Source organism: Streptomyces sp. NPDC045022, from assembly GCF_056432605.1.
Genome location: NZ_JBWKIR010000002.1, coordinates 54,710 through 66,673 on the forward strand (window position 1 = coordinate 54,710; position 11,964 = coordinate 66,673).

12 protein-coding genes are annotated in these 11,964 nt (G+C 69.4%); 5 read left to right on the plus strand and 7 right to left on the minus strand.

The window, feature by feature from the left end:
- Nucleotides 1-186: 186 nt before the first annotated feature.
- A complete protein-coding gene (locus AC07C1_RS03600; RefSeq protein ID WP_478936662.1) occupies nucleotides 187-981 on the plus strand; it encodes an IclR family transcriptional regulator in 795 nt (264 codons plus the stop codon).
- A gap of 58 nt (nucleotides 982-1,039) precedes the next feature.
- Here AC07C1_RS03600 and AC07C1_RS03605 read toward each other — a convergent pair whose 3' ends face one another.
- Together AC07C1_RS03605 and AC07C1_RS03610 are read right to left on the minus strand one after the other, a co-directional pair.
- A complete protein-coding gene (locus tag AC07C1_RS03605; RefSeq protein ID WP_478936664.1) occupies nucleotides 1,040-1,195 on the minus strand; it encodes a hypothetical protein in 156 nt (51 codons plus the stop codon).
- 185 nt (nucleotides 1,196-1,380) lie between these two features.
- Nucleotides 1,381-1,695 carry a DUF5955 family protein gene (locus tag AC07C1_RS03610; RefSeq protein WP_478936665.1) on the minus strand — a complete coding sequence of 105 codons (315 nt, stop codon included), beginning with the start codon at nucleotides 1,693-1,695 and terminating at the stop codon, nucleotides 1,381-1,383.
- Nucleotides 1,696-1,838: 143 nt separating this feature from the next.
- On the opposite strand from AC07C1_RS03610, the gene AC07C1_RS03615 reads away from it, so the two are divergent.
- Nucleotides 1,839-2,447: a nucleotidyltransferase family protein gene (locus AC07C1_RS03615; RefSeq protein ID WP_478936666.1), complete on the plus strand. Its 609-nt coding sequence runs from the start codon at nucleotides 1,839-1,841 to the stop codon at nucleotides 2,445-2,447.
- 184 nt (nucleotides 2,448-2,631) lie between these two features.
- Complete coding sequence (gene aceB, locus AC07C1_RS03620; RefSeq protein WP_478936667.1) at nucleotides 2,632-4,257, plus strand: malate synthase A; 1,626 nt, start codon at nucleotides 2,632-2,634, stop codon at nucleotides 4,255-4,257.
- Between the two features lie 3 nt (nucleotides 4,258-4,260).
- Here aceB and AC07C1_RS03625 read toward each other — a convergent pair whose 3' ends face one another.
- The 3 genes from AC07C1_RS03625 to AC07C1_RS03635 all read right to left on the minus strand — a co-directional run bounded on the left by AC07C1_RS03625 (nucleotide 4,261) and on the right by AC07C1_RS03635 (nucleotide 6,001).
- Nucleotides 4,261-4,542 carry an Rdx family protein gene (locus AC07C1_RS03625; protein WP_356943420.1) on the minus strand — a complete coding sequence of 94 codons (282 nt, stop codon included), beginning with the start codon at nucleotides 4,540-4,542 and terminating at the stop codon, nucleotides 4,261-4,263.
- Nucleotides 4,539-5,453: a HipA family kinase gene (locus AC07C1_RS03630; RefSeq protein WP_478936668.1), complete on the minus strand. Its 915-nt coding sequence runs from the start codon at nucleotides 5,451-5,453 to the stop codon at nucleotides 4,539-4,541. Before AC07C1_RS03630 ends, AC07C1_RS03625 begins: the two co-directional genes overlap by 4 nt.
- 356 nt (nucleotides 5,454-5,809) lie before the next feature.
- Nucleotides 5,810-6,001: a hypothetical protein gene (locus AC07C1_RS03635; protein WP_478936669.1), complete on the minus strand. Its 192-nt coding sequence runs from the start codon at nucleotides 5,999-6,001 to the stop codon at nucleotides 5,810-5,812.
- Nucleotides 6,002-6,183: 182 nt separating this feature from the next.
- Here AC07C1_RS03635 and AC07C1_RS03640 point away from each other — a divergent pair, with 182 nt between their 5' ends.
- Nucleotides 6,184-7,461, plus strand: coding sequence for a glycosyltransferase (locus tag AC07C1_RS03640; protein WP_478936670.1), 1,278 nt, complete (start codon nucleotides 6,184-6,186; stop codon nucleotides 7,459-7,461).
- Here the strand turns inward: AC07C1_RS03640 and AC07C1_RS03645 are convergent.
- Together AC07C1_RS03645 and AC07C1_RS03650 are read right to left on the minus strand one after the other, a co-directional pair.
- Nucleotides 7,424-8,428 carry an alpha/beta hydrolase gene (locus AC07C1_RS03645; RefSeq protein WP_478936671.1) on the minus strand — a complete coding sequence of 335 codons (1,005 nt, stop codon included), beginning with the start codon at nucleotides 8,426-8,428 and terminating at the stop codon, nucleotides 7,424-7,426. The two genes, AC07C1_RS03640 and AC07C1_RS03645, sit on opposite strands and share 38 nt — an antisense overlap.
- 109 nt (nucleotides 8,429-8,537) lie before the next feature.
- Nucleotides 8,538-9,992 (minus strand): MFS transporter, encoded by a 1,455-nt coding sequence (locus AC07C1_RS03650; RefSeq protein ID WP_478936672.1) that lies wholly within the window; start codon nucleotides 9,990-9,992, stop codon nucleotides 8,538-8,540.
- Nucleotides 9,993-10,208: 216 nt separating this feature from the next.
- On the opposite strand from AC07C1_RS03650, the gene AC07C1_RS03655 reads away from it, so the two are divergent.
- Complete coding sequence (locus AC07C1_RS03655) at nucleotides 10,209-11,939, plus strand: fatty acyl-AMP ligase (protein ID WP_478936673.1); 1,731 nt, start codon at nucleotides 10,209-10,211, stop codon at nucleotides 11,937-11,939.
- The last annotated feature ends 25 nt before the right edge of the window (nucleotides 11,940-11,964 follow it).

Below are 11,964 nucleotides of genomic sequence, written 5' to 3' on the forward strand. Positions count from 1 at the left end.
CTTCACTCCCACCTGTCCGCCGTCAAGAGGCACACTTCCGAGGGGAACGCCGACGCCCTCACTCTGGACGTTTCCACAAGGCGGAATTACAATTCCAGCAGGCAGAACGTAGCTACGTACAGGCGGGGAGTCAACCGGTCGCCGGGTAGGCTTCTGCCCTCCTGCCAGCCCCGAAAGGAACGTGCCGTGCCGACGTCCAGCGCCAGCACCACCGACTCCGCCAAGTCCTCCAACGGAGGCGGGGTCCAGTCCCTGGAGCGCGCCTTCGACCTGCTCGAGCGCATGGCGGACGCGGGCGGGGAGGTCGGTCTGAGCGAGCTGTCCGCGACGAGCGGGCTGCCGCTGCCCACGATCCACCGGCTGATGCGCACGCTGGTCGCCTGCGGGTACGTCCGGCAGCAGCCGAACCGGCGGTACGCGCTCGGGCCGCGGCTGATCCGGCTCGGCGAGTCCGCCGCCCGGCTGCTCGGCACCTGGGCGCGGCCGTACCTGGCCCGGCTGGTGGAGGAGACCGGCGAGACGGCGAACATGGCGCTGCTGGACGGCGACGAGATCGTGTACGTGGCGCAGGTGCCGTCCAAGCACTCGATGCGGATGTTCACCGAGGTGGGGCGCCGGGTGCTGCCGCACTCCACGGGGGTGGGCAAGGCGCTGCTGGCCGGCGTGCCCGACGGGGAGGTGCGCGCGCTGCTCTCCCGTACCGGGATGCCGGCGGCGACGGAGAAGACCATCACCACGCCGGAGGGCTTCCTGGCGGCGCTGGAGGACGTACGGCGGATGGGTTACGCCGTCGACGACAACGAGCAGGAGATCGGGGTGCGCTGCCTCGCGGTGTCCGTTCCGGACTCCCCCACCGCTGCGGCGATCTCCATCTCCGGGCCGGCCGGGCGGGTCACCGAGGCGGCGACGGACAAGATCGTGCCGGTGCTGCAGCAGGTGGCCGTCGAGCTGTCCCAGGCGCTGGCGAGTTCGGGCGCCTGACCACTCCTACCACCCTGACCACTCGCACAACGGGAGGCCGGCGGGGCGGCCGCCCCGGTCAGGGGAGTTCCCGGAACCACTTGACGAGGAACGCCGGGACCAGCACCACGCGTGCCGCGAGCAGGACCAGGTAGAGCCGGCAGAAGAGGTCCCGGTCCCGCAGGAAGAGGAAGATCAGGCAGAGCACGCCGTAGTCCACGGGCAGCAGTGCCATGCCGCGCACGGGGTCATTTCCCGAACCCAGACGGCCGGCTCCCGCGCCACCGGATGCGACAAGCGGGTACGCCACCGGATCCATCCGAATGGCATCCCGCGTGGTCACGAGCGCGAGCCGCTCTCCGCCCGCCGCGCCGTCCGCTCCCGACGCCGCGAAGCGAGGACGCGACACACCGGGAGCCTTCAGGTTCTCGGCGGTTCTCCGAACATGTCGACCGCGTCCCGTACCTCCGACAGTGCTCGCGCCAGCGCGCTCACCGAGCCGATCGCCCCCGCGATCAATAACAGGGAGCGGCGCAGGCGCGGTATCTCCGGGATGCCGCCCGTGGCCATCGCGGCCAGGGCCGCCAGTTCGTCCTCGGCTATGGCCCGGTCGGGGAACTCCGCCGGGAGGGCGGCGAGTTCGCGGCGCAACCGGGAGACCGCGGTCCGCAGTTCCGCCACTCTCGGGTCCTCGTCGCTGCCGGCCACTGGCCTCTGCCCCAAGCTCCGCAACACAGCCCTCCCCCAGACACGCCGTCGTGCGCGGGTCAGTAAACGCCACCCCGCGCGGGAGCGCCACAGGGCGGACCGAAATTCAGCCCAACGGAACCGGCGCCGGAAACCCTGACGCTTCCGCCGCCGTCGGGTATGCAGGAGCCATGACGGACAGCCAGGATCAGCGGGGGGATGTCGCCGGGCTGCTGCTCGCCGCCGGCGGGGGCAGACGGCTCGGCGGGCGGCCCAAGGCGCTGCTGGAACACCGGGGGCGGCCCCTGGTGGAGCACGCGGTCGGGGTGCTCCGTGCGGCCGGGTGCGAGCGGATCCATGTCGTGCTGGGCGCCCGCGCCGACGAGGTGAGAGAGCGCGCCGAACTGAGCGGCTGCGTGCTCGTGGACAACCCGGACTGGGCCGAGGGGATGGGGTCGTCCCTGCGCGCGGGACTGGCGTCGCTCGCCGGTACGGACGCGCGCGCGGCCCTGGTGAGTCTCGTCGATCAGCCCGGTATCGGCCCCGCGGCGGTGGCGCGGGTGCTCGCCGCCTACGAGGGCGGGAACGCGCTGGTGTCCGCCGCCTACGACGGCACGCGCGGGCATCCGGTACTCCTCGGCGCGGCTCACTGGGCGGGCATCGCGGCGACTGCCTCCGGAGACCGCGGGGCGCGCGCCTACCTGAAGGAGCACGCGGCGGCGCTCCGGCTCGTGGAGTGCGCGGACGTGGCCGAGCCGTACGACATCGACACGGAGGCCGATCTGAGCCACCTTGAGTGAACGAGGTGGCACTGGGCGCCACCTTGCCTCGACTCAGAGAATCTCGACATCAACAAACCATTGAAGTTCCACAATGAGGAAACTAGTATCCACTGTTCAGAAGCGCCTGCCCGCACAGTCGGCGCTGATTGTCCTGTTCGTGCCACTTGGCACCCGGTGCCACCGCTGAAGGAAGTGACAGCTCATGTCCGCACCAGCGCCGTCCCCGCTGGCCATCGTCGACGCCGAGCCCCTGCCCCGGCAGGAAGAGGTCCTCACGGACGCGGCGCTCGCCTTCGTGGCGGAGCTGCACCGGCGGTTCACCCCGCGCCGTGACGAACTCCTCGCCCGCCGGGCCGAGCGCCGCGCCGAGATCGCCCGCACCTCCACGCTCGACTTCCTCCCGGAGACGGCCGCCATCCGCGCGGACGACTCCTGGAAGGTCGCCCCGGCCCCGGCCGCGCTGAACGACCGGCGCGTCGAGATCACCGGCCCCACCGACCGCAAGATGACCATCAACGCGCTCAACTCGGGCGCGAAGGTCTGGCTCGCCGACTTCGAGGATGCCTCCGCGCCCACCTGGGAGAACGTGATCCTCGGCCAGGCCAACCTGATCGACGCCTACACCCGCGCCATCGACTTCACGGACGAGCGCACCGGCAAGTCGTACGCCCTGCGTCCGGCCGAGGAGCTGGCGACCGTCGTCATGCGCCCGCGCGGCTGGCACCTGAACGAGCGGCACCTCGTCGACGCCGACGGCCGCCAAGTGCCCGGCGCCTTCGTCGACTTCGGCCTGTACTTCTTCCACAACGCCCAGCGTCTGCTCGACCTCGGCAAGGGCCCGTACTTCTACCTGCCGAAGACCGAGTCGCACCTCGAGGCCCGCCTGTGGAACGACGTGTTCGTCTTCGCGCAGGACTACGTCGGCGTCCCGCAGGGCACCGTCCGCGCCACCGTGCTGATCGAGACCATCACGGCCGCGTACGAGATGGAGGAGATCCTCTACGAACTGCGCGACCACGCATCGGGCCTGAACGCCGGCCGCTGGGACTACCTGTTCTCCATCGTGAAGAACTTCCGTGACGGCGGGGCGAAGTTCGTTCTCCCGGACCGCAACGCGGTGACGATGACCGCCCCGTTCATGCGGGCGTACACCGAACTCCTCGTCCGCACCTGCCACAAGCGCGGTGCGCACGCGATCGGCGGCATGGCGGCCTTCATCCCCTCCCGCAAGGACGCCGAGGTCAACAAGGTGGCCTTCGAGAAGGTCCGTGCCGACAAGGACCGTGAGGCGAACGACGGTTTCGACGGTTCCTGGGTCGCCCATCCCGACCTGGTGCCGATCGCCATGGAGTCCTTCGACAAGGTCCTCGGCGACAAGCCGAACCAGAAGGACCGGCTGCGCGAGGACGTGCACGTCGAGGCCGCCGATCTGGTCGCCGTCGACTCGCTGGACGCCAAGCCGACCTACAACGGCCTCGTCAACGCCGTCCAGGTCGGCATCCGTTACATCGAGGCCTGGCTGCGCGGGCTCGGCGCGGTCGCCATCTTCAACCTGATGGAGGACGCGGCCACCGCCGAGATCTCCCGCTCGCAGATCTGGCAGTGGATCAACGCCGGCGTCGAGTTCGAGAACGGCGACAAGGCCACGCCCGAGCTGGCCCGCAAGGTCGCCGCCGAGGAACTGGACAGCATCCGCAAGGAGATCGGCGAGGAGGCCTTCGCGGCCGGGCACTGGCAGGAGGCGCACGACCTGCTGCTGAGGGTGTCCCTCGACGAGGACTACGCCGACTTCCTCACCCTGCCGGCGTACGAGCAACTGGCCGGCTGACCCTCACGACGAGCGTTCCGAGTGGCCCAGGGGCTTCCCCGGGGCCACTCGGTCGCGCACCAGCCGCTTGACCGCCGTGGGCTCCGGGAATCCCTGCTCCCGGCGGTCCCACACCACCTCGTCGTTCACCCGGACGACGAAGACGCCACCGGTGCCGGGCTTGAGCGACAGCTCGGTCAGCTCGGCCTCGAACGTGGTGAGCAGCTCCTGTGCCAGCCAGGCCGCGCGGGGCAGCCAGCGGCACTGGGTGCAGTACTCGATCTGGACCCGCTGTCCATCCGTCATCCCAGGTGCACCGCCCCATCGTGTTCCGCCGCCGGCTTGCCGTGCAGGTCGGGGACCGTCTTCAGCCAGTCCGGGCGGCCCGCTCGCGTCTTGGCCGCGCGGGTGGCCTCCTCGGCCGCGAGTTCCTCGCGGCTCGGGAAGTCGGTGGGCAGCCACTCGGGCGAGAGGCGGACACGGGCCAGGAGGTAGTCCACGTACGCGTCCCGGACGTCCTCGGGGCCGGCGAACCCGGCGTCCTCGGCCAGCCAGGCGTCCGGCACCTCGGCGACGATCCCGCGCAGCAGCTCCTCCGTCACCCGGGGCGCCAGTTCCGCGTCGGCGGCCCGTACGTCGGGGCCGTAGTGGCCGAGGGCGTGGTGCCGGAAGTCGTACTTCCTGCCGGGGGTCGTGGTGTCCCAGCGGTGGTGGAAGACCAGGGCCGCGCCGTGGTCGATGAGCCACAGGCGCGGCGGTACGGTGCCCAGCGTGGGCCAGACCATCAGGTTGGAGCTGTGGACCGTGCGGTCCACGTTGACGGTCAGCGCGTCCAGCCAGACGACCCGGCCGGCCTCCAGCGGGTCCACCTCGAAGATCTTCGCGAGGTCCGGGGTGAAGTCCCGTGCGCCCGGCAGGTAGTCCATGCCGAGGTTCACGCCGGAGCTCGCGGTGTGCAGGTCCCGCACCTCCTGGTGCGGCTCCCCGGCGGCGATGGCCGGGTCGAAGCGGACCAGGACCAGCTCGGGGAAGCGCAGGCCGAGCGCGCGGGCGAGTTCACCGACGATCACCTCGGCGACCAGCGCCTTGTGCCCCTGCGCCGAACCGGTGAACTTCACGACGTAGGTGCCCAGGTCGTCGGCCTCCACGACGCCGGGGACGGACCCACCGGACCTCAGGGGCTCGATGTAGCGGGTTGCGGTAACCTCTCTTAGCATCTTCCAAGGCCCAACAGCTTGTTTGCCTTACATTCCACGGTCATCTCCCACATGCTGCAATCCGGGGCGGGGTCCCCGATCAGCCCTGGGAGTGTGGGGAGTTTCCACTGGCATGCCCGTCTCCCTGTCTCCCGGCAGTCCGTCAACCGCGGTGCGGCCCTTGCTTCCGGCCTTCGGCATGAAGTGAACATAGTAACCAAGCGTGACAGCCGGGAACGAGTGCCCGAGCCATCGTGCCGGCGTCACCACGGATTCCCCCGCCTCCAGCATGATGTCGCCGACTTCCACCAGGTCCCGGCCGACCCCTCCCGTTACCGGGGCGAACGCGACCTTCGGGCGCGGCACACTCCGAGCGGTCAGCGGGTGGCGGCTGTGAGGATCCTGGCCAGGCACACCACTCGTTCCGCCTGGACGCGGGCCGCATCGCGGGTGACGTCGCCGACCAGGACGGTGCCACCCGCATCGTGGTGGGCGGTGCCGTAGGGGTTGCCGTCGACGAACTTGCCCGGGTGGGTGAACCCGACCGTCGCCGAACTCGCCGTCGACACCGGCTCTGGCTCGGGTGGTCGCCGAGCGCAGGAGGTTCCTGGGATTCCGGCCATGTCAACCGGCCGGAGGGTGAAACGGTGGCCGTGGTCGAACGACACGCGGGAACCGATCGGTTACCGGTACGGCGGAGCTGCTGCGATGTAATCCTGTGGCGCTTTGCCGCTCACATACGGAGGTGGATATGAGCCGGACCGTAGTGATTTTTGCCGCAGGGTCCCGGGGAGACGTCCAACCGTGTCTGGCGCTGGGCCGAGGACTGAAACGTCAGGGCGATTCCGTACGGGTGATCGCCAGCCACCGGTATCACGGCCTGATCACACAGGCAGGCCTGGAATTCCACCCGCTCTCGCTGGATCCCGCCGAGATCGTCGCCTCACCCGAGGGCCAGGAACTACTGGCCGGTGGACGCAGCGCGGTCAAATTCATTCGCGGTATGCACCGGATTGTGGGGCCGCTGATCGCCCGCATGCTCTCGGAGGTGCAGGCGGGCACCAAGGGAGCCGATCTCGTCCTGACTCCCAGTCTGAGTTTTCTCGGCCTCCATTTGAGTCAGTATCTGAAGGTCCCGTATGCGGTCATCCACTTCCAGCCGAGCCAGCCCTCCGGTGCATTCCCGCATCCCTTCCTTCCCGCCGCGCGCTTCCTGGGCGCATTCGGTAACCGTCTGAGCTTCTACGCGGTCGATCTGGCCTTCTGGCTGGCATCACGTCCAGCGGTCAACACGTGGCGGCGCGAGAAGCTCGGTCTTCCTGCCATGTCCCCTCTCGGCCCTTTTCGCCACGCCCGTGGCACCCCCGTGCTGTGTGCGTTCAGCCCCGTTGTGGTGCCCCGCCCGAACGACTGGGGATCGAATGTCCACCTGACCGGTTACTGGTTCCACGAGGAGCCGTCCTGGACCCCGTCGCCAGACCTCCTCGCCTTCCTGGAGAGCGGGCCGCCGCCCGTCTACGTGGGCTTCGGCAGCATGAGCACCAGTGACGGCGGGGCGACCGGCCGCGTCGTACGGGAGGCGCTCCGGCGCGCCGGTCTGCGCGGTGTGCTGACGGGGGACCCCGCGACGAGCGTCGACGATGTCCTCGTGGTCGACGACGTCCCCCACAGCTGGCTGTTCCCGCGCATGGCGGCGGTTGTTCATCACGGCGGCGCGGGCACCACTGCCGCGGCGCTGCGGGCCGGAATGCCCTCCCTGGTCTGCCCCTTCTTCGGAGACCAGCCCTACTGGGCGGAGCGGGTACACCGTCTGGGCGCGGGCCCGAAGCCGCTGACGGCCCGGCATCTGACGGTCCCGGTCCTCGCTGATCGACTGAGGGCCGTCACCGGGAACAGCGAGTACACGGAGGCTGCTCGACGACTGGGCCGGGAGCTGAACGCCGAGGACGGTGTGGCAGAGGCCTGCCGAGTTCTGGACCGGCTTGCCCGCTCTAGCGTTCGAGTTCGTTCAACACCGTGGGCCAGATGAGGTGCAGCTCGCGTTTCCAGTAGGGCCAGGAGTGCGTACCGGGCTTGTAGATGTGCGTCGTGACGTCCACACCTGCGGCGCGCAGCGAAGCGGCGAACCGCTTCTGGCTCGGCGTGAAGATGCTTTCTGACGTCGACGCGGCGGCCGAGACGACGTCTCGGCCCGCGTCCAGAGGACCGAGATCACCGGTCCCGGCGCTCAGGTGGACCCTCATGCCGCGGTAGGCGGTCACCATGGCGGACGGGTTGTGCGACCGCCAGATGTCCGGATGTTTTGCCGGGTCACCCCAGATGCTGGTCAGCTTGTTGCCGTGGAAACTGTCGTAGAGCCAGAGGAAGTTGCGGATCGCTGGGTCGTCGAGGTCGACGATGCCGCTGAAGCTGGCCGCGTAGCGGAACATGCCCGGGTGCCGGCCCGCATAGTTGAGCGCACCCAGTCCGCCCACGGAGAGGCCGGCGACTGCCCGCGCGGTGTTCGCTCGGAACTCCCTTTGCATGAGAGGGGGCAGTTCGCGGGTGTGAAAGGTCTCCCAGCGCGGCCGGCCGACGTACCAGTCGGAATACTGACCGTCCTTGCCGCCGTCAGGCATCACGATCAGCGCTTCGGCATTCTTCGCCAGGGCCTCGATGTCCGTCTCGCGGGTCCACGAGGTGTAGTCGTCCTCCCCGCCGTGGAGCATGTAGAGCGTGGGGTAGCGACCTCTTGGCTCGTTGCTCCAGCTCCTGGGAAGGATGACACGCACAGGCACCGTGCGACGCATGGCCGGTGACCACACGGTGAGATCCAGCATCCGGGCATCAAGTCTCTTCACGGCCGTGACCCGGGCGTCGCTGCCCTGCGGGTTATGACCGGAGGCGGACGCGGCCGGCCCGGCAACGAACGGCACCGTGACGAGGATCAGTGATCCGAGGACCGAATAGCTGATCAGCTTCGCACGGCCGAGGCTCGTCTTGAAGTCATATGGCATGCGCTGAGGACCACCTTGGAAAGTTGGACGGTTTCTCCCTTTACTGCGGAGACTCAGAGACAGCGTCATATGACCTGGTGTCAGGTTCGGTAGGTAACGGCGCCGGCCATCATAAAATTGACTCGTTCGGCGGCCGTTTCTGCGGTACTTGAGGCGGGCCGTCCGCATGGGGGCGGCGCAGGGCCCATACGGCGACCGGGGCTCCCACGCCGACGAGTGCCGCCGCGATGCACAGTCCGACTTGATACCCGGCCAGCGAGGCTTCGGCGCGGGAGAACTGCCGGGATACGCACAGGCGCTGCACGAACGTCGCCACGGCGCCCACGAGCACGATGCCGAACACGCCGGACAACTCGCGTGTGGCGCTGAAGAGGCCGGCCGCGAAGCCGGAGAGGTGGCCGGGGGAGGACGCCAGCGCCCGCGTGGTCAGCGGGATGGCAAGGGAAGAGCCCGCGCCGACAGCTGCCAAGCCGGGAATCAGATCGGCCAGCCCGCCGTGCCCACCACTGCCCAGCGCAACCAGGAGCAGACCCAGGGCGACCAGGAGGAGACCCGTCGCGCAGACGCGGGCCTCCCCCCACCGCCTGGCCATGGCGGTGACGAACGGGGCTGTGAGGAAGAGCGCCGTGAACACGGGAGTGAAGGCCAGGCCCGCCTGTGCGGGGCTCAGCCGTAAACCGCTCTGCAGGAACTGGCAGGTGTAGAAATAGACACCGCTCACTCCCAGACCCCACAGAAGCTGGGTGACAAGCCCGCCACTGTAGGGGCGCTGGCGCAGGAGCTGTCCCAGAGCCGGATGGCGGCCGAGTTTACCGCGGCACAATGCGACCACGCTCACCGTCGCCGCCACCCCGCACAGGACCACGGGCGGCCTGGTGAATCCGTAAGTGGGTCCCTGAATCAGGCAGTACACGAAGCAAGTCAGAGAAATGCAGGCCAAGGCGATCTGGCGGTTCGGTAGGGGGGCCGCGGTCCCGCCACCCGGACGGTTCCGGCGGCCGGACGGTCCGGGAACGGCCATGGCTCCGACAATGAAAGCGGACACCCCCAGCGGGGCGTTCATGAGGAAAAGCCATTGCCACCCCAGGTGTTGTGTCACGACACCGGAGAGCACCGGCCCGAAAGCCAGCGCACAGGCCGCAGCGGTGGTCGTCGCGCTGAACGCGGCGGTGCGCACCCTGGGCGGCAGGTCCTGCGCCGTCAGCGCCAAGGACGCCGGCAGGACGAAGGCCGCCCCGGTGCCCTGCAGACCTCGGAAGAGGACGAGCGTCACCCCGGTGGCCGACAGCGCACAGCACACCGACGACACGGTGAACACCGCCACTCCGGTGAGCAGGGCCCAGCGCCGCCCTCTTGCGTCCGTCAACTGACCGGCCCCCAGCAGAGAGCCGGCCAGCGCCAGCGGGTACGCCGTCCCCACCCATTTCACATCGGCCTCCGTCAGGCCCAGCTGGGCACTGATCTGAGGCAGAGCGATATTCACCACGGTGTTGTCCAGAGCCGTGAGGAAAGTGCAGCAGATGACGGCCGTAATGACGCTCCACAGACGCAGCCGACTCAGCACGAAGCCAGCACCGCCCTCCCGTCCTGGTCCACGGCATTCACCGATATCCGTATGCCGTGAACCCTAAGCCCTTCCATGTCCACCAGGCGCGAGCGCGGGCGCCCGGTATCAGCGTGTCGACATTAGCGGACGACTGCCGCGTGTTTTGCTGGACATTGCCGACGGATCCGCTTCTGCACGCTGAAAAGAAGGTTCGGTGAGCCAGTGCCATCATCGGTGACGGATACACTCAGCCACCATCTCGCCCACTTCGCCGCTCTCACACCGGACGACACCGCCTTCACGTTCGTCGACTACAGCGCACACGCCGAGGGAGCGATGTCCTCGCTGACCTGGCGGCAGCTTCAGGAGCGGGTCGGCACCGTTGCGGCCGGAATGCGCCGGCTGGTCGCGGAGGGCGAGAGAGTGGCCATCGTCGCGCCGCAGAGTCTCGAATACGTCGTGGGCTTTCTCGGCGCCGCTTGTTCCGGAGCGATCGCGGTCCCTCTGTTCCCCCCTTCCCTGCCCGGCCACGAGAAGAAGCTGACCGCGGTCCTCCGGGACGCCGCACCCACGATGCTGCTCACCGTCGAAGCCCAGAGCCGGCCGCTCGCGGACTTCCTTGCGCAGCACGGTCTCCCCTCCGGTCGCCGCATCGTCACCGAGCGGGAGCTGGGCCAGGAGGCGGCGCACGCGCAAGCCGGGTTCAGCCCGCCGCAGCCCGACGACGTGGCGTACCTGCAGTACACCTCGGGCTCCACCCGCACTCCGTCCGGTGTGGAGATCACGCATGCCAACGTGTGCGCCAACGCCCGCCAGGCGCTCGAGGCCTACGACATCCGCCGAGGCCGCAACTGCACCGTCGGGTGGCTGCCGCTCTACCACGACATGGGTCTCGTGCTGGCGATCGCGCTGCCGGTCATCGGCAACATCGCCTCGGTCCTGATGGACCCGTTGGCCTTCATCCAGCAACCGGTGCGCTGGCTGCGCCTGCTCAGCCGGCACACCGGGGCCCTGACCGCCGCACCCAACTTCGCCTACGACTACTGCGCCCGGCAGGTGGACGCCGACGAGCGTGCCGGGCTGTCGCTGGGCTCGGTCGCCGCCATGGTCAACGGCAGCGAACCCATCACACCAGCCACCCTCGAACGGTTCCAGAGCGCCTTCGCCTCGGCAGGCATGCTGCGCACGATCATGCGCCCCTCCTACGGGCTGGCCGAGGCGACCGTGTTCGTGTCCGCCTCACCCACGGGCGAGGAACCGACCGTCATCGCCGTGGAACGCGAGTCGCTCGGCCAGGGCATGGCCCGCCCCGTGGACATGGGCGACCAGGCAGCGGCGGTGGAACTGGTGGCATGCGGCCGGCCGACCGGCCAGGAGGTCGCGATCGTCGACCCGGCGACGTCCCGGCGCAGAGAAGACGGTCACATCGGTGAGATCTGGCTGCGCGGCCCCAACACGGGGCGGGGCTACTTCGGCCGCCCCGAACAGAGCGAGGCCACGTTCCGCGCGGTCCTCCACGGCGAGGAGCAGGGCGGGCCCTGGCTGCGTACCGGAGACCTCGGGGTGTGGCACGACAAGCAGCTGTATGTGACCGGCCGGTTGAAGGACCTGGTGATCATCGACGGGGCCAACCACTATCCGCACGACATCGAGGAGACGGTCCAGGGCGCCCATCCGGTCATCCGCCCGCACCACATCGCCGCCTTCGCCGTGGCCACCGGCGACGGCGAACATCTCGTCGTCGTGGCCGAGCACCGCCGCGACGCGAGCCCCGGCGACATCACCCGGCAGGAGGTGACGGGCGCGGTGCGAGCGGCGGTCGCCGGCCTGCACGGCGTCGCCGTGCACGACTTCGTACTGGTGCCGCCCGGCAGCGTGCCGCACACCACCAGCGGCAAGGTCGCCCGCAGCGCGTGCCGCGAGCAGTACCTGTCCGGCGCCTGGCCCACGGACGCCAGGACCTGAAAGGCCGCCGGAAGGGCACCATCCC

Excerpts from the sequence above, each read along its gene's own strand:
- AC07C1_RS03640 (WP_478936670.1), top strand. The coding sequence starts at position 6,184 with ATGAGCCGGACCGTAGTGATTTTTGCCGCAGGGTCCCGGGGAGACGTC.
- aceB (WP_478936667.1), top strand. The coding sequence starts at position 2,632 with ATGTCCGCACCAGCGCCGTCCCCGCTGGCCATCGTCGACGCCGAGCCC.
- AC07C1_RS03605 (WP_478936664.1), bottom strand. The coding sequence starts at position 1,195 with ATGGCACTGCTGCCCGTGGACTACGGCGTGCTCTGCCTGATCTTCCTC.
- AC07C1_RS03630 (WP_478936668.1), bottom strand. The coding sequence starts at position 5,453 with ATGCTAAGAGAGGTTACCGCAACCCGCTACATCGAGCCCCTGAGGTCC.
- AC07C1_RS03615 (WP_478936666.1), top strand. The coding sequence starts at position 1,839 with ATGACGGACAGCCAGGATCAGCGGGGGGATGTCGCCGGGCTGCTGCTC.
- AC07C1_RS03625 (WP_356943420.1), bottom strand. The coding sequence starts at position 4,542 with ATGACGGATGGACAGCGGGTCCAGATCGAGTACTGCACCCAGTGCCGC.
- AC07C1_RS03645 (WP_478936671.1), bottom strand. The coding sequence starts at position 8,428 with ATGCCATATGACTTCAAGACGAGCCTCGGCCGTGCGAAGCTGATCAGC.